A 17,374-nucleotide genomic window follows, 5' to 3' on the forward strand; every position below is an offset into this window, starting at 1 on the left:
TTTTCTCTGAAAACGTCCTTTTTTGAAAACGTTTTTTTATTGTAATTAATAAAAAATCAACTATCAAAAAAAGATAGTTGATTTTTATGTTGATTGATCTTCTTTTATAATCAGACCAGCCTCTTTTAAAAATGGGGAAGATTTGACAGCTTTCTCATTTAGTTTTTTAGGAAAAGTCACATATAAATTTTCTTTAGCACGAGTGATTGCGATGTACATCAAGCGCCGTTGTTCTTCGATGGTCGTAGGCGGTGTGGCGGCTTCTTTTGCCTTTTGTAAATCACAATCAGCTTTTTTGACTGCATGATGATTAGGCAAGGCATCTTGATAAACACCTTTGATGAATATATTTTTCTTGCCTAATCCTTTACTGGCATGAATAGATAATAAATAGACTGCATTTAATTTAGCTTGATCATAATCATTCAGTCGTTTTTTCATTCCTTGATTTTGTTGTTTAGCTTGTTGGAACGCCTCCAACAGACCCGGCCAGTCACTGGCTGAAGACAATTCCTGACGCAACCAATCTGATTCTTCTTCACTCAGATCTTTTTTAAACTTTGGTGTAGCTAACAAGGTTTCTACTAACGCACTGAGGTTGATTTGTTTTCTTTGATAAAACAAATAGATCTGTTTAAAAAATTCCTTGGCTTGATCTTGTGACTCTTGGGAAAGTGTTCGCTCACCAACTAAAAATGCAACGAGGTCATTGATTTTAAATTTATTTTTACGAAATAATTCCTCACTGAATTTGGCACTTGCACTAAATTTAATATAATGATAAAACGCATATTGTTGGATAATCTTTTTTAATGCCTCATTTTTTTGCTGCATAGATGAGGCTGAGGCCAATAGATCCAATTGTTGGAAAAGTGTTTTAAATAATGGCAGACCAAAAATCCCCAACAAATCATCATTCGCCGGTGTCACAAAGGGTACTTTTTGTTTGGCTAACTGTTTTAATAAAGAACGTAATTGAATACGAGTTGGATACAGCACCATCGTATCACGATAATCCGGGCTGCCGTCACTTCTCGGTTTTTTTTTTGCCAGTTTTTGGATTTTCTGTCCAATCCACGCGGCTTCTTCCTCATCATCTGAAAAACCAATGGCATAGCAGTCATGTTCGGTCGTGGCTCTGCTTGCTACCATTTTTTTCTGCAAACGATCATGTCCGTTATGTTGGATTAGTCGATTACCCGCAGTCACAATCGGTGCATCTGAACGGTAATTAGTCATTAACTGCAAAGAAGTCTGCTGATATTCTTGTTCAAAGACTTTGATATAACTAGGTTCTGCTCCGCGGAAATAATAAATACTTTGATCGTCATCACCAACAATGATCAACTTGCTGGTATTTTTTTGATTAGAAACTCGATTTGGCGGACAGATTAACGCTACGATTTGTTTTTGTAGGGGATTGATATCTTGAAATTCATCAATAAAAATATACCGATACTTCTTTTGTAAAAATTTTCGTGCTTTTAAATCATTTTCTAAGATCAATTTTAGATTGAACAACATATCATCAAACGTAATAAAATGTTGCTCTTTTTTTATCACTGACAATTCAGCTAAAAACTGTTGAAAAACAGCACTTAATTTCTGATTAGTCAGCAATCCTTTGGCATCAAAATGCTTCGCAACAAATTCTACCATCGCCTGATCTGAATACCCCATGTTACGCCAATAACTAATTCTAGCTGCGATCGTTCGCTCTTCGAATTTATCAAAATTATACAAACGATATTTTTTGATCAATTGGCTGAGGATTTGATAATACTGTTCCTCGTCGATTGTCCCTTCGATTCCCCACTGCTTCAATTCAGGAATCCGACGAATCAGTTCTGTGTATTCTGCATTGAACCAACCATGAAAAGTTTGGACTGATATTCGTCCATGACCATCTAAATATTGATTGACACGTGCTTCCATTTCTAATTTTGCCTTGCGAGAGAACGTGCACATCATGATCGTTTTCGGATCAATCTGTTGTTCTAAAACCAAATACGCAGCTTTTGCACAAATCGTTTGTGTCTTCCCACTTCCTGCTCCGGCAATGATGCGTAAGTGCGTCTGCATTGGAAAACGAATCGCGGCAAGTTGTTCCAGACTAAACGGGTTCCCGTCATTTTTTGCAACCAATTGCTGCAATGTTTTGTTATCAGTCCGTTGATTTTGCTTTATCTCAAACATTTCAGTTTCTATGTCCTGTGAAAGCTTTGTAAACATCTTCAAATTGGTTCCCTTCTATGTAAGAAATCATACCCATTCATTATACCGAAATCCTTTATTTTTAACAGCCCCACCCACTCAACATTTACCTGAATTAGACAAGAAAAGACTAAAAATTGTCCCTCTTCATCGTTACTTATTTCTTCATATCAATCAAACGAGCCAGTGACATCTAACTGTCACTGGCTCGTTATAATTTTCAAATCAACGGTACCAAGCTGGCTTATCGCCATCAGTATTCGGTTTATTTACACCAAGCGAGGCTCCGATATATTCTTTTGGATCAAGAATGATCTTCGTTACCAGATCAGCGACACTTGTGCGAGAAACCTCTGTTCCTTTGAAAGTCTCATCTTTATTAGTTAATTCATAATCAATTTCATCCTTATCATCTAACCAGGCTGGACGAATAATTGTATAATCCAATCCGGAAGCTTCAATGACTTTAGCAGCTTCTGCATAACTTTCTAGATAACCGCCATCTAGTTGTTCGTGATTCCATTCCCCGTATTTTCCCGGAACTTCATCATAGATTCCTAAAGTTGAGATCCAAATCAAGCGTTTCACGTTTTTTGCTTTCATCGCAGCAACTACATTTTGAGCTTCTTCAACGATTTTTCCTGCTAAATTTGCATAAACAATATCTACACCAGTCATTGCTTGCTCTAGATCAAACAAACTGGTGGCAGTTCCTTCAACAATCGATTCTTTTTCTGGATCTTCAAGCCGTAGTCGAGCCGAATTACGCAAAAAAAGCATTTGTTTAATGTCTTCAGTCAATAACTGTCTTGTAACGATTTGAGCGATTTTTCCATGAGCCCCTAGAATGATTACTTTTTTCATGAGTGATTCCTTCTTTCAAAATATCCCTTACTCACATGTCTCATGCTACCACCCTTTATTAAATCTCTCAATTAGAAGTACTTTATTTCTGATAAAAAAAAGAGCTCTCGATTTTTCGAGAACTCTTACTTTTTTTAAGGATGAATATATTGTAGACCTGCTGCGCTTAATGTTGCAGTGTTTGGTCCAGTCGGTGTTGGGAAGCCCATACCGCCTTGTGTGATTGTGATTGTATTGTTTGAAGCGTTATACGATTGCACATACGCCACATGTCCATAAGCAGGGTCTGCGTTCCAAGTTCCAACAGATTGACCTTGTGCAAAGACAACAATTGAACCTGCAGCTGGCGTACCATCTACTTGGAAACCATCAGCAGCCGCTGATGCGCCCCATTGGCAGCCATTGCCCCAATATGTTCCTGCCCATGGTGCGACATTTTTAACATACCAAGTACATTGACCTACAGCATACATATTCCCTGAACCAGTATGGTCCACTTTTCCGCCAGTACTTGGTGTTGGTACAGGTGTCGGAGTTGGTGTATCAGTATCATCTTTTGTCGAACTGGTCGTTGTATCAGCTTGCGTTTCTGAAGATGTACTTTCTTCTGTTGAGCTAGATGTTGTCGTCTTATCCGCTTCAGCAGCAGCTTTTTCAGCTTCAGCAGCTGCTTTAGCTTGAGATGCTTCAAAAGCTTTCTGTGCTTTTGCTGCTTCTTTTGCTTGACGTGCTTCTTCGGCTTTACGTGCTTTTTCAGCAGCTTGTTGTTGTTTCAAAATGCGTGCTTGTTCCGCTTTTGCTGCTTGTTGTTGTTTCTTCAATTTCGCTTTATCTTGTTCTGCAGTTGCTTGTTCTGCAGCATAATTAGCTTTCACAACATTTAATTCAGCTTGTTTGTTAGCGATAGTATTTTTTTGCGCTTCTAATTCTTTTTGGTTTGCTTGAATTTCAGCAACTTTCGCTTCGTTATCTTTCACTTTTTCTTCGACCGCTTTTTCATCGGCTTTTTGCTGTTCCATCAATGATTGATTGGCTTTTACAATCGTTGACATCGCTTGTACACGACCGATTACATCTGATAATGAATCAGCTTCTAATACAGCTGAAACATAGCTCGTTGCTTGGCCTTTCACTTGTGTATCACGTGCTTGATTTTTGATTATTTCGTTACGTTTTGCGATACGCACTTTTAAAATAGCGATTTTATCTTGTAGTTTCATTGTATCTTTATTTAGTTGATCTTGTTTTGCTTCTAAGTCTTTCACTTTTCCACTTACTGTGGCAATTTCATTGGTTAATTCGTCGATTTGAACTTGAACTTCTGATTGTTTTCCTTGCAAATCGCTAATTTTTTGATCTTTTTCTTGAATTTGTTGGTCATAATTATCTGCTAGCGCAATACTAGGTACCGCTGAGACAGCAAATGAACACACCAACAACGCTGCTATAATGCTTTTTTTCACTAATTATTCCTCCGGCTATTATGTTGATTTAAACTGATCGATCGCATAACGTCAGAGGTAATTCTAACATAGTGATATATCACGCAGATAAAAGAAATGTTACAAATATGTTTCAAAATTATATTTATTAGAAGAAAAACAGTTGTTTTTACAATCCTAACTCTCGTAAACAACAAGTACAAACACCGAAACGTTTGTTATTTTTTGTGTGATGATTTCTAGTTAATGGATGCTTTTCCTCTTCAAGTTTTTTAAGTTGTATTCTTTGGCGGCTTTTCTATTTTCAATTAAAATAAAAGAAAAGGCATAAAGGAGGAATGACTATGCGTTGGCGCGGTGGGCGGCAAAGTTCAAATGTTGAAGAGCGTTCCGGTAGTAGCGGGCGATCCATTGGAAAAATAGCTTCTGGTGGTGGGATAGGGGTTTTCTTAATCGCTGTTGTTGTTTTCTTTTTATCAGGTGGTGATTTAGGTACAGTCATGGATAGCTTGGGTGGTGACATCACACCCGCAACTTATGAAACAGAAAACGTTTCTTCAAAAGAATATACTGATGAAAAAGAATTTGCGGCAGTAGTCTTTGCTCATTTGGAAGATTATTGGAATGAAGAATTTGATAAACGTGGCCAATCTTATCAAAATCCAAAACTTGTTTTGTTTACTGACAGTGTTGATTCTGCTTGCGGGCAAGCAAGTGCCCAAATTGGCCCGTTTTATTGTCCAGCTGATCAAAATGTTTATTTGGATTTGAGTTTTGCTAATGAACTATCTAGCAGTTATGGTGCCACAGGAGATTATGCGATGGCGTATGTAATTGCTCATGAGGTTGGTCATCACGTTCAAAATCAGCTAGGCATAACAGATCAATTGAATGCACTTCGCAAACGTGTTTCCGAAACTGAATACAATCAGTATAGCGTTCGTTTAGAGCTGCAGGCTGATTATTTGGCCGGTTGTTTTTCTAAATATCTAGCCGAACAAACCTATCAAGGACAACCGATTTTAGAAGCTGGGGATATCGCTGAAGCCATAACTGCGGCTAATGCAATCGGTGATGATACGTTACAAAAAGAATACCAAGGCTATGTCGTTCCTGATAGTTTTACCCATGGAACGAGCCAACAACGAACTAGTTGGTTTAAACGCGGCTATAAGTATGGGGACTTAGAACATGGAGATACCTTTAACGAAAAAGATTTAGACTTAGCTGCTTAACTCATGAACCCCCAGCATAAATTGCTGGGGGTTCTGCTTATTTCACTATCAATCTGCTAGGCGGCGTTACACGGCTAACACACGAACGATATTCTCAACCGTTCGTTCCAAATTATCTTCACCGGCTTGTAAGGCTTCTTCAATCGAACTTGCCTTAGCTAATATTCCAAAAATTGCTGTTATTCCTTCATCATATAAAACATCGACTTGATTACCGATAAAACCTGCACAAGCAAAAACAGGTTTGTTATATTTTTTAGCGATCTGCGCTACACCATAGGGCGTTTTGCCGAATTTTGTTTGAAAATCTATACCACCTTCACCAGTAAAAACATAATCTGCTTTAGCAATTTTTTTCTCTAGTTGGGTAAATTCGATCACTAACTCCACACCGGAACGTATTTTTGCCCCAGTAAAAGCAAGAAGTCCCGCGCCTAATCCGCCAGCTGCACCGGCGCCAGGAACCTTTTGAATATCAATAGCGAGATCTCTTTGAATGATTTTTGCATAATGAAGAAGATTGCTTTCTAATTCTTTGACCATGGTTGGTGTAGCGCCTTTTTGTGGTCCAAAAACAATAGAAGCACCTGTTGGGCCAGTCAGTGGATTGACCACGTCACTTGCGAGAATAATCTCTGTTTTCTTAATTCTCGAATCAATCATTGATTCATCAATTTTCGCTAGTTTGGCTAATGCGCCACCTCCTGCGGCTAGTTCATCCCCTTCATCATCTAATAATCTAACACCTAATGCTTGTGCCATACCGGCGCCGCCATCATTAGTCACACTTCCACCAAGACCAATGATAATTTTTTCAACACCTTGGTCTAGTGCGGCTTTTATCATTTCACCGGTACCATAAGTTGAAGTGAGTAGCGGGTTTCGCTTTTGTTTGACTAATCGATCGATACCATTAGCCTTAGCCATCTCAATCACTGCAGTTTTTTTATCAGCTAATACCCCAAAATAGGTAGTTACTTTTTCTGTTGGAATCGGACCTGAAACTTCCACCTCTATTCGAGTACCTCCATTGCTCATTATTAACGCATCGACAGTCCCCTCACCACCATCAGCCATTGGCACCTGAATCACTTGAGCATCTAATGAAACCTTGCGAATACCGCGTTCCATCACTTCACAGACTTTTGGTGCACTCATACTTTCTTTAAACGAATCCGGTGCTAAGACAAATATTTTTTTCATCACTCTTCTCCTTTTTTATATTATATCCAACTTAACATATTCTCAGTTTTTCTTGACCTTTTTGATTGCAAAATACTCATTAAACAGAAAAAGAAACATTTCAAGCAAATCAATTTAAAAACATGTTGCTACATAGTAAGGTAGAAGTATACTCATTTTAAAGGAGGAACTTGTTTATGCCATGGAATATGAATGACTATCCGGTTTCAATGAAAAATTTAGACCCTTTGATCCGAAAAAAAGCCATTGATATCGGAAATGCCTTGCTTCATGACGGCTATCCAGACGATCGAGCGATCCCTATTGCAATTAGCCAAGCAGAAAAATGGTACAATGCTGCTTCTACCGAAGAAAAGAAAGACTTTCAAAAAGCGAAAGCTCCTCAAAAAGAAGACACTCATACACGTAATAAAAATGCTAAAAAATTACTGACTGCTGATGTAAAAGTTCAATACAATGATTCCAAGTGGCAAGTGATCTCTGAAGGAGCAAGTCAAGCAAGTGACGCGTTTGACACAAAAGAAGCGGCAGTTACTCGTGCAAAAGAAATCGCAAAAAATAAAGCTGTCGCTTTAAACATCTATAAACAAGACGGACAGCTACAAGAAACCTATGACTATTCAAACTAAAATGACCCTCTCAAGAAAATTCTTGAGAGGGTCATTTTGATGAGAGTCGCTTTTTTTTAAAGAATAGCTGTGCATTTTCACACTAAAAATTATTATCAGCACGCCGATTAAACAGCATCTAAATAACGTAATGCCTCTAATAATAGCTCAACAAATTTTTGTCGATCTACTTCTTGCAATACTAACGTTGGTTTAAATTTTGAAGCACTTTTTCGAAAGTCCCCATAAGTTAGTCCTCTAGCTAAAGATTCATCCGTGATGACATGAATATTTGCGTAAGTACCTTTAAATATCTCAGGTGCTAATAAATATGCGACCGCACATAGGTCATGGATTGGTGAATCAATAAACCCAAATTGACGACCAGATTCATTGTAGAAAGATAATAATTCATAGACTAGCTGACTTACTCTGCCTTTTCCTTGAAGTGCTTTAATCTCGGCAACTGTAATTTCTGCTTTTTCAGTAACATCTAGACCTGCCATAACGATTGGTAATCCACTCTGAAAAACGATCTCAGCTGCCTCAGGGTCCACATAAATATTAAACTCAGCTAATTCGGTATAATTTCCATGATCAATCCCACCACCCATCAAAGAAATTTTATCTATTTTTCCTTTGACTTCAGGGTGATTAGTAAGCAACAAAGCAATATTTGTCAAAGGGCCTAAAGCAACTATGGTCACTGTTTCTTCTGAGGCCATAATTTTTTCATAAAGAAAATCAACACCGCTCAGATCACTCAATGGATACGTAGTCCCGTCGAAAAAAGGACCGTCCATTCCAGTATCTCCATGTGCTTCTGGCGCCGTTTTCAATGATCGTTTTAAAGGATTACTTTGACCGGCTGCTAGAGGTACCTTTGCTTTTAAGAATCCTAATAATTTTTTTGCATTTTCTGTTACCTTCGTTATCGTTTGATTTCCGCCAATAGTCGTTATTCCTAGTAAATTTAATTTTTGAGGATTGGCTAAAGCGACTATGATTGCTAGAGCATCGTCATGTCCTGGATCACAATCAATCAAAATATTTTTCATTCCAATAATTTCCTCCCTAATTCTTCCATTGTTAGTATATTTTGTATTCCTAACGCATTCGCTAATTGGCAAATATACGGTTGTTTCAATGCACTAAATGACAACAATTTTTCATCCCAAAATATTTCTCTTGGGGTTCCTTCTTTACGTAATTGCTTATCTGCAAATACAAACACACGAGAAAACTCGTTGACTACAAATTCCATATCGTGAGTAATGGTAATCACTATTTTATTTTTCTGTGTCAGACTCTTAATTATTTTTCCTAATAAAACCGTAGATTCGCGATCCTGCCCTGCAGTTGGTTCATCTAATATGATGACTTCTGGATCCATCGCTATGATTGCAGCAATCGTGATGAATTTTCTCTTTGAGTAAGGCAAGTTATACGGATGCTCGCTCAAAACCTCTTTTAAATTACATAAAGTTGCTGCACTCGATACTCGTTCTTTTACAACGGAGTCTTCTAACTTCTGATTTTTAGGACCAAATGAAATCTCCTTCTCAATACTATCTTGAAAAATCTGATCATCAGGATTTTGGAAAACATATCCTACACGTTTTGAGATTTGGGCTGTAGTCAGTGACTGTATTGATTTGCCTTCAACCAAAATCTCACCTTTGGTTGGTCGTAATAGTCCGTTCATTAATTTTACTGTTGTGGTTTTCCCTGCACCATTTTGACCAATAATCGCAACAGCCTCGCCTAATTGAACATCTAATGAAACATCTTGAACAGCTTCAAAACCGTTAGGATAGCTGTAACTAACTTTTCTTAAGGTTAAAAAACTCATAAGGCTTTGGCTCCTTTCAATATTTCAATTGCTTCTGACATTGTTATAGGAACTCGTTCATAATTTTTTACATGCTTGATAAAAAATTCAGCTACTTGCGGCAACGAACCCCCATGTTTCAAAATATCAGGGTCACTTAACACTTCATGAACTGAACCGAATTCAATGATTTGTCCCTCTTCCATCAAGATGATTTCATCACAAAACTCCGCCAATAAATCTACCTTGTGTTCTACTACAATGATCGTTTTACCACTTTCTTTAAGTAATGAAATGATTTTAAATACTTCCTCCGTACTTTGAGGATCAAGCTGTGAAGTTGGTTCGTCTAAAATAATCACTTCAGGATCGAGTGCTACGATTGAAGCCAATGCTACCCGTTGTTTTTGACCCCCAGATAATTCATACGGATTTTTGGTTCGAATCTCTTCTAGATGGAATAATTTGATCAATCTAGAAATCGTGGTCTTCATTGTTTCTAAATCGATACCTATATTTTCCATTCCATAGGCGATTTCTTCTTCCACTGTATCTTTAACTCCAGAGATTTGAGTAAAAGGGTTTTGAGAAGAATAACCTATCTCGGCAGCCAATGCGCCGACATTATAACTTTGTACAGATTTTCCTTTGTACATTGCTTCCCCTGCTAAATCACCGAAAAACATTGCTGGGATGAATCCTCTGATGATATTGCACAATGTCGTTTTTCCTGACTGATTATTTCCAATCAAGCCGTATACTTTTCCCTTTTCTAAAACTAAATCAATCCCTTTAATCACTTCTTCAGATTCTAATGGATAACTATAAGAAACATTTTTTAATTCGATTATGCTCATAATGGACCTCCTATAAAGTAGGCAATCAAACTTACGATACAAATAGCAACAATGACATAGTCAACAGCTGTCTTCTCTATTGAATAATAAGCCGTTTTGCGAGCTGGCGCCGAAAACCCGCGTGCTTCTAGCGTTAAGACACGCTCGTCAATTTGTTGAATAGAAGTGAGTACCAATGGTCCCATCATTGGTAAAAGTGCCTTCAACCGTGTAAGAATTGAACCATCTGTCTCGATTCCTCTAGCTCTTTGTGCATCTGTAATTGTTTGTGACAACTTAGTCATCTGCGGTACTAATTGAATTGTCGAAGCAATTACGAAAGTCGCTTTTTTAGGAATATTAGCTTTTTCCAATGATGAAATGATGTCTTTTACACTAGTCACTTGAAAAAACCAAATAATAATTGAACTTATCGCTACAATTCGAGAAGATAATCCAATACTCGTATTCAGACCAATCTCTGAAAAACCGATGACCCACCAAATTTTTTGACTATCTTCATTTTGAACAATAAAAACTTGAACTAAAAAAATAAATAAAATAATTATGACTATCGATTTAAAAAATGTCTTAAAAAAATTACTCAATGTCCCTGAACATAGACTCAATAAAATAGATAAACCAAAAAGAACATATTGAACCGTTGGAATAGTCGAAAACATGCTGATGATTATCACACTAACGACAATCATCAATTTTGTAGAAGGATACCATTTACCAATTTGACTAAGCATCTTCCCTAACCTCCTTATCAATATATGGCGCACCATAATTTAATTTGATCAAAAAGCGTGGCGGAATTCTTTTTACAACTAAATAACTGATTGCAAAATTCAAAACAGTATTGATAGAGCCTGTAATAATATTCGTTGAAAAAACAGAGTCCCATAGTTGCCGACCTGCTGCTAAAAACGTAGCTGTAACTAAATCAGTCCCTGCACCTGTTATTCCACCAAACATGAATACCGTAACAATTGCCGCAGAACCAGCAGATATAACAGTCAAAACAGCACAAGCAACCACTATCCCAATGATATTTTTAAAAAACTTGAATTTCGAAAAATAACCGGCAAATAATCCAATACTCATGGATACTAAGCTATAGGGAATCGCTACTGGATTTAGCATCCCATTCACTAAACTTCCTAGAAAACCTGTGATAAGCCCCACCCATGGTCCTGCGACTAAAGCAACTAAATACGTACCAATTTGGTCACTAAATACTGGTAATTTTAAAATCGTACACAATTGATACCCAACCACATTTAAAGAAACGCCCACTGGGATCAACATCAATGCTTGCAGACCAAAGTCATATTTTATTCCTCGTTTCATCTTTTTCCCTACTTTCTATTTTTCAAGTACACAATGTAACCGTTTGCTGTTTTGTGACTCAAGTATATTTAAAAACAGCTGACCACGAAAGGACAGATGTCCTCTCGTGGTCAGTAATCTGATTAAAATTACATATACGATATATTTTCTCTCAAACGTTGCTGTTCTTTTTGTCCGATAACTATTTTTCTACTTTTATTCAATATTTCTTGATTCTCTTTTAGTTTTTTTAATGCTCGTCCTACTGTTCGAACACTCATGCCTAATTTATTCGCGATTTTTTCTCGACGTTCCTCAACTTCAATAAGACTACCTTCAGTAGTTATGTGTTCATCGTAATAAGTAATCAAAAAGTAACGTAGCCGATCGATGCCTTCAAGATGGTAAAATAATCCATCATTTCCAGAACGATCATACAAATCATCTGCTAAAAGATGGAGACTCAAGCGAAGCAACTCCAGATCTTGCATGATCAATTCATATACAATTGCAGACGGGATTCGAATTGCTTCGACTTTACTCAAACAGCTGACCGTAGCAATGATTGCTTCTTTTTGAGCTAAGGTCTCCAATAATCCTACACTTCCATTGCTTTTGTCTAAATGAAAATAGTCATACTCATTGCCATCCTCATAGTCTCGTGTCCCAATCGCTACTCCGCTAAGAATAAAGTAGATATATTGTGGAGATTCGCCCCGAAGAACAATCGGCGTATTAACATCGAATTGGATAATTGGATAATTTCCATGTAACTTCTTTTCAATTTTACTATAATTGAAGCTAGTTCCTCGCCCATATTGTTCCCACTTTTGTTTAAGCATGTCCATTATCCACACCCCCATCATCATTATAACTAAAACAATAATTAGTTGGTTCTTTTTTAATTATTTTTCCAACCTCATTGATGAGATCAGTCCCTACCAGTTAAGAAGTTCGATCGACTCAATACAAACCTATAGTCGAGAGAGTCTCTCTAATCTTTCAAGCCTTGTCCTTCTTTCAGCTTTGACAAATACTAGTATGAATGGATAGACCCGTCCAATCAGATTAGTCTCGTCTAAATAGTTACAGCACATGATCTCCACGAAGATATCATGTGTGTCATTTGTAACAATTCCAAATTTTTATCAGCCAAACGCTCGACTACTTTCGATCGACTTGAAATCACACACTCGAACAAAATAAAATTTTTGTATCCATCACTTAGAATAAATAAGTCCAGCCACCTTTTAAGATAACTGGACTTATAGACGATATTATATTTATAGTGACAATATTTTTTTTAATTAATAACAAAGAAATTTTCAATACTTATTCATATTTCTAAAAAAGAAGTAGCACTTTTTTATGTAACTTATATCGATGTATTTTTTTACTGATTCAACAAATCTCTAGCCGTTTTTTCATCAGTAATCAAAATATTTATTAGCTTTCCTGTAAGTGCTGCTTTTATACCAGCCACCTTTTCTTTCCCACCAGAGACACCTATTCGTTTAGGGATTGATGTTAGTTTATTTAAATCAATCGATAAAACTCTTTCATTCCAATCACATTTAGCTAGCTCACCAGAATGGTTAATGAAATTATAGCAAATATCCCCAGCAATTCTTTCTCGTGAGTATTCTGATTCCTCATTTATTTGATCTGTAAGGTATGCATCAGTAAGTGTTGAATAGATAGGAGCGCCGCCGATTCCTACAAGAGCGATATCTGATTTTTCCCCTTCTTCAAAGATTTTTTTGATAAATGACTGACGAATTAGAACTTCTTTAGAAGGGGCGTCATCGACTGTAATCGGAGCATGCAATTCTACAGTTTGTCCGCCTGTTCGTGCGGCAAATAACTCACACACTTTATTCGATTGAATAGTGATATGTTCCATACCCATGCCTCCTACTAAAGGAATAAACTTTATATTGATCATTTGATTTTGTTTTGGAAAATTAGCTGCGATTTCATGAACTGTTGTACCTGCTGAAACACAAATAGTATCTTTTGGTTGGATAATTCTAGATAAATATTTCGCAGCTGCCATACCCAAAAGTTTGCTTTGTAAACCTCTATCAGAAGATTCAATACAAATAGCATCAATCAGGTCAAATTTCTTTTGAAGTTGTTCTTCAATAGCCCAAAATGGACTTGCGTATTCATCATGAATAGTAATTTCTATGATTCCTTCTTGCCTAGCTTTATCTAAAAATTTCGATACTAAAGACCTGCTGATATTCAATTTCTTGGCAATCTCTTCTTGTTTCAGTCCATGTTCATAATATAATGAGGCAATTTCTACTAATAATCTTTTATCATCTAGCAATCCCATAAAGTTCCTCCAAGTAAAATCCAATTTTCAAAAACTTATCGTTTTATAGTAGATTGTTCCTTTTTTATAAGTAGATATTCTGCTAGAGAATCCGTCAATGCTATACAGTTGATGATTCCCGAATCAACTGTTGTATATAAAACATCTTTCTTTTCTTCCTCGAAACAAATGGCACACACACGTTCAATATTTCTTATATCCTTCAAATTAATTCCAATTACATTTTCATTGATTCTACATGATGTCTCATTCCCCTCCCAATCAAAAAAACGGGAATTGACATCGCCAATAACTTGAGAATCTCTCAAATCAGCGATATCCTTTTGATCAATATAACCGATTTCAGTCATCGTATTATTTTCAGAAAAAGGGGAAGCAATCCCTACAAAAGCAAGATCTACATTTTTTCCAGCTTCAAGAACATCTTTTACTGTTATATTTTCTACTAGATTTTTCTTTATTTCTTTGCTATCCACAAGTGCAGGTACATAAAGATATTTACATTTTGCACGCATCTTTCTAGATAAATCATGTGCAATTTGATTAGAGTGAACTTCCACTTGATCAGATCCCATCCCACCAATAAGAGGAATTATCGTCGTATCGGGCTGATTAACGTAAGGATACTCATCTGTTAAGCGACGAAGCATTTTCCCCCATGAAACACCGATTTTCTTAGCTCTAGCTACGTCTTTTTTGAATGCAGAAATTGCGGTTTGAATAATCAATTTTTCCACTTCATGCCTTTTCAAATAGCTAGTATCTAATACCGCAACACGTTTTAGACCAAAAACCTTTTGTAATTTTATCTCCAACTGAACCGAATACGCGCTCGAACTATTAATATTAATATCAACAATTCCACTACTTCTTGCATCTATAAGATATTTCGATACCAATTGTCTCGAAAAACCTAATTGCTGAGCAATATCAGATTGTTTCATATCCTCTTTGTAATACATCGTCGCTACTCTTACTAAATCTCGATTATCTTGGTTAACCATCCCTTTTCCTCCCAATCAAAAAAACTCCCTCATATAAAAAGGGAGACTTTCAGCTAAATAAATTCTATTTCGTCGCCAACTTCAAAACTTGGAAATTCTCCCGGACTCACAATAATTGCTCCAGGCAAGATTTCTCCTACTTCATTACGGAAGTAAATAGAAATATGACCCAATTCATCAAAATTCGAATTTGCCTGTGAACCAACCTCTTCTATAGTATACTCTTTATTTCCAATTTTTAGTTTCCCACCAATTGAAATTGAGTCATTTGGTTGTTCTTCTACTTCATGGATAACTGAAATATCTCTTAATTCCGGTGTTGCTTTTGGACCAAATAAAATTATTAATCGCTCTTCTTCGAAAGCTGGTACCATACTTCCAATTTCTGTTATTTTTGTCTTTACCATCTTAACTACTCTCCATTCAGATTTATTAATACATTCCAAAACTTGCAAAATATGCAATAATTACCGCAGTAAACCCGGTAAGTACACGGCTATACAGAATTGCTGGAACTCCAACCTGGACTGTTTCAGGACTTGCTTCTCCTAGCGATAATCCCACTGGAATAAAATCACAACCAACATGTGCATTAATTGCAAAAAGGGCAGGTAATGCGTATTGAACAGGAATCGATCCATTCGCAATTTGAGTACCAATCAATACCCCAATCACTTGAGAAATAACTGCACCTGGTCCTAAAATTGGTAATAAAATTGGAATACTACAAATTAATGATAGCACAATCATACCTGGAAGCGAACCCGCTAATGGTGATAAAACTTTAGCAATTAGATCTCCTATGCCAGTATAGTTGATAATACCGATCATCATACTAATAAATGCCATAAAGGGAATGATATTCTTTAATAGCATATCCACAGCATCACGACCTGATTGATAAAACACACCCATTACTCCACCGATTCCACGAGAGAATTTAACTAAAAAACTATCTTTTTTAGCATTTTCTTGAGCATGCGCTTCTTTTGCTTTTGCATACGTTTCTTCAAATTTTTCTTCGGTTACCTCTTCAGTTGCTTGAGGTTTTTCTGTTGGAACAATATTCTTCTCATCTGTTAATTTTATGTTTCCAGGTTTAACACCTGAAACAAAGATATCCTCTGTAATATGTTTTGCTAATGGCCCCGATGGTGATGAAGGTAGAATATCAACTGTTGGAATACGTTTCATTGGATATACCCCAATCCTAGCCGTTCCTCCACAATCAATTACAGCACAAATCATTTCATCCTCAGGAATTTGATTTTTAAAACCATCCCATGCTTCCGCACCTGTCAAATCTGCTATTTGTTGTGCAACAGGATGAATACCTCCGCCAGTTACAGATACTACTTTATTTCGTTTTTCTGTAGGAGTTAACGTTAGGCCTACTCCCCAACCACCAGTTCCAGGTTCTACAAAGACCGATTTATACATTTATTTACCTCCTGTATTTAGAAATTCATTTTAATTTATGCTTTTACACTTTTCGCTTCCTTAGCAATCAAGAATTTTGTCAATCTTTCTGTTACAATACCACGCATTAAAATGACCACAATACCCACTAAAAAATAGCGAACTGCCAAACTAGATTGACTGTATCCTGCTTTCATCACACCATTCGCGATTCCTAAATACACAAACAGCTCACCTGCATTAGCATATGGGAATAAACCAGTCACTGGGTGTAAAAAAGATACCACTGAATCATAAAAAGCAGGTTTTTCTTCTTCTTTAACAAATTTTCCAAATGTGTATGCCATAGGATTCGTCAACATCATAACTGATAGCATCGGCATAAGAGAGTAACGTAAAATCATATATTTTGAACAATAGCGGATAGCTTTATCAACACGTTCTTGTCCTATAAATGCAATAACAGAATAAGTGAAAGTTAGTAAAACAATAAGCAGTGGAACAATCCCCGTCATAAAATCCATGAATTGCTTCCCACCTGCTTCAAATAATCCAATAAAATTTTTACCAAACCATTCGATGTACTTCATATTATAATTCCTCCTAAATATCAGAAATCGCTTCCATTTTCCTTAAATATATTTTGTCTAATACATTCTCTATGGAATTGACACGATCTTGATTTATTCTTTTTTGATGAATTTCTGCCAATGTTATATTATGATAAACTTCTTCTTTTCTGAAACGTGCAAATATTGTCAGACCTTTGCAAGCATAGCAGTTAATTATCTTACCATTCGCATCAATTACGACAGCTACAATCGTTTTGAACAAAGAGCCTTTTGATACATCTGTGTATAATTCATATGTTGAACAATGATCAAATTTTTCAGTGATTTTTCGGATAAATTTTTGGTAATACTTTACCTGCATAATGCTTGTCAGACTTTGAGTCACCATCAAAAAGAAAAGAATAATTAGTAGAATTCGCATACAATCTCCTCTTTTCTATATCAAGCTACAGATAGAAGAAAACTCCATC

Annotated in this window: 18 protein-coding genes; 2 read left to right on the forward strand and 16 right to left on the reverse strand. The window is 36.5% G+C overall.

The genetic code is table 11. The features are described from left to right. Positions 1-84 precede the first annotated feature (84 nt). The 3 genes from P7D84_RS11090 to P7D84_RS11100 all read right to left on the reverse strand — a co-directional run bounded on the left by P7D84_RS11090 (position 85) and on the right by P7D84_RS11100 (position 4,541). On the reverse strand, positions 85-2,196 hold the full coding sequence (locus tag P7D84_RS11090; RefSeq protein ID WP_311806450.1) for an ATP-dependent helicase: 2,112 nt from the start codon (positions 2,194-2,196) through the stop codon (positions 85-87). A 243-nt stretch (positions 2,197-2,439) separates the two neighbouring features. After that, positions 2,440-3,078, reverse strand: coding sequence for an SDR family oxidoreductase (locus P7D84_RS11095; protein ID WP_311806451.1), 639 nt, complete (start codon positions 3,076-3,078; stop codon positions 2,440-2,442). Between the two features lie 134 nt (positions 3,079-3,212). Then, the gene (locus P7D84_RS11100) at positions 3,213-4,541 is read right to left on the reverse strand and encodes a CHAP domain-containing protein (RefSeq protein WP_137604419.1); all 1,329 of its coding nucleotides are present in this window, start codon (positions 4,539-4,541) and stop codon (positions 3,213-3,215) included. 323 nt (positions 4,542-4,864) lie between these two features. Between P7D84_RS11100 and ypfJ the strand changes: the two genes are divergently transcribed. After that, the gene (gene ypfJ / locus P7D84_RS11105; RefSeq protein WP_137604420.1) at positions 4,865-5,755 is read left to right on the forward strand and encodes a KPN_02809 family neutral zinc metallopeptidase; all 891 of its coding nucleotides are present in this window, start codon (positions 4,865-4,867) and stop codon (positions 5,753-5,755) included. Between the two features lie 66 nt (positions 5,756-5,821). Here the strand turns inward: ypfJ and P7D84_RS11110 are convergent, their stop codons facing one another. Beyond that, complete coding sequence (locus P7D84_RS11110; RefSeq protein WP_311806452.1) at positions 5,822-6,958, reverse strand: glycerate kinase family protein; 1,137 nt, start codon at positions 6,956-6,958, stop codon at positions 5,822-5,824. Between the two features lie 176 nt (positions 6,959-7,134). On the opposite strand from P7D84_RS11110, the gene P7D84_RS11115 reads away from it, so the two are divergent. Beyond that, positions 7,135-7,587 carry a DUF2188 domain-containing protein gene (locus tag P7D84_RS11115; protein ID WP_311806453.1) on the forward strand — a complete coding sequence of 151 codons (453 nt, stop codon included), beginning with the start codon at positions 7,135-7,137 and terminating at the stop codon, positions 7,585-7,587. A 107-nt stretch (positions 7,588-7,694) separates the two neighbouring features. Here the strand turns inward: P7D84_RS11115 and P7D84_RS11120 are convergent, their stop codons facing one another. The 12 genes from P7D84_RS11120 to P7D84_RS11175 form a co-directional block, all read right to left on the reverse strand. Beyond that, complete coding sequence (locus P7D84_RS11120; RefSeq protein ID WP_311806454.1) at positions 7,695-8,624, reverse strand: nucleoside hydrolase; 930 nt, start codon at positions 8,622-8,624, stop codon at positions 7,695-7,697. Then, positions 8,621-9,418 carry an energy-coupling factor ABC transporter ATP-binding protein gene (locus P7D84_RS11125; RefSeq protein WP_137604424.1) on the reverse strand — a complete coding sequence of 266 codons (798 nt, stop codon included), beginning with the start codon at positions 9,416-9,418 and terminating at the stop codon, positions 8,621-8,623. Before P7D84_RS11125 ends, P7D84_RS11120 begins: the two co-directional genes overlap by 4 nt. Beyond that, positions 9,415-10,254 (reverse strand): energy-coupling factor ABC transporter ATP-binding protein, encoded by an 840-nt coding sequence (locus P7D84_RS11130; protein ID WP_311806455.1) that lies wholly within the window; start codon positions 10,252-10,254, stop codon positions 9,415-9,417. Before P7D84_RS11130 ends, P7D84_RS11125 begins: the two co-directional genes overlap by 4 nt. Further along, positions 10,251-10,988, reverse strand: coding sequence for an energy-coupling factor transporter transmembrane component T (locus P7D84_RS11135; protein ID WP_137604426.1), 738 nt, complete (start codon positions 10,986-10,988; stop codon positions 10,251-10,253). Before P7D84_RS11135 ends, P7D84_RS11130 begins: the two co-directional genes overlap by 4 nt. Next, a complete protein-coding gene (locus P7D84_RS11140) occupies positions 10,981-11,589 on the reverse strand; it encodes an ECF transporter S component (RefSeq protein WP_311806456.1) in 609 nt (202 codons plus the stop codon). The genes P7D84_RS11135 and P7D84_RS11140 overlap by 8 nt, the downstream gene beginning before the upstream one ends. A gap of 128 nt (positions 11,590-11,717) precedes the next feature. Next, the gene (locus P7D84_RS11145; RefSeq protein ID WP_137604428.1) at positions 11,718-12,416 is read right to left on the reverse strand and encodes a Crp/Fnr family transcriptional regulator; all 699 of its coding nucleotides are present in this window, start codon (positions 12,414-12,416) and stop codon (positions 11,718-11,720) included. Between the two features lie 545 nt (positions 12,417-12,961). Next, positions 12,962-13,909, reverse strand: coding sequence for a sugar-binding transcriptional regulator (locus tag P7D84_RS11150; protein WP_311806457.1), 948 nt, complete (start codon positions 13,907-13,909; stop codon positions 12,962-12,964). A gap of 35 nt (positions 13,910-13,944) precedes the next feature. Beyond that, positions 13,945-14,913, reverse strand: a complete 969-nt coding sequence (locus tag P7D84_RS11155; RefSeq protein WP_137604430.1) for a sugar-binding transcriptional regulator — start codon at positions 14,911-14,913, stop codon at positions 13,945-13,947. A 53-nt stretch (positions 14,914-14,966) separates the two neighbouring features. Beyond that, the gene (locus P7D84_RS11160) at positions 14,967-15,320 is read right to left on the reverse strand and encodes a PTS glucitol/sorbitol transporter subunit IIA (protein ID WP_137604431.1); all 354 of its coding nucleotides are present in this window, start codon (positions 15,318-15,320) and stop codon (positions 14,967-14,969) included. Between the two features lie 25 nt (positions 15,321-15,345). Beyond that, positions 15,346-16,353 carry a PTS glucitol/sorbitol transporter subunit IIB gene (gene srlE / locus P7D84_RS11165; protein ID WP_311806458.1) on the reverse strand — a complete coding sequence of 336 codons (1,008 nt, stop codon included), beginning with the start codon at positions 16,351-16,353 and terminating at the stop codon, positions 15,346-15,348. Positions 16,354-16,388: 35 nt separating this feature from the next. After that, entirely contained in the window at positions 16,389-16,922 is a 534-nt protein-coding gene (gene srlA / locus P7D84_RS11170) for a PTS glucitol/sorbitol transporter subunit IIC (protein WP_137604433.1), read from the reverse strand. Positions 16,923-16,935: 13 nt separating this feature from the next. Continuing rightward, positions 16,936-17,325 (reverse strand): transcriptional regulator GutM, encoded by a 390-nt coding sequence (locus P7D84_RS11175; RefSeq protein WP_137604434.1) that lies wholly within the window; start codon positions 17,323-17,325, stop codon positions 16,936-16,938. Positions 17,326-17,374: the final 49 nt, after the last annotated feature.

This window comes from Enterococcus dongliensis, from assembly GCF_031927985.1.
Classification (GTDB): domain Bacteria; phylum Bacillota; class Bacilli; order Lactobacillales; family Enterococcaceae; genus Enterococcus_A; species Enterococcus_A dongliensis.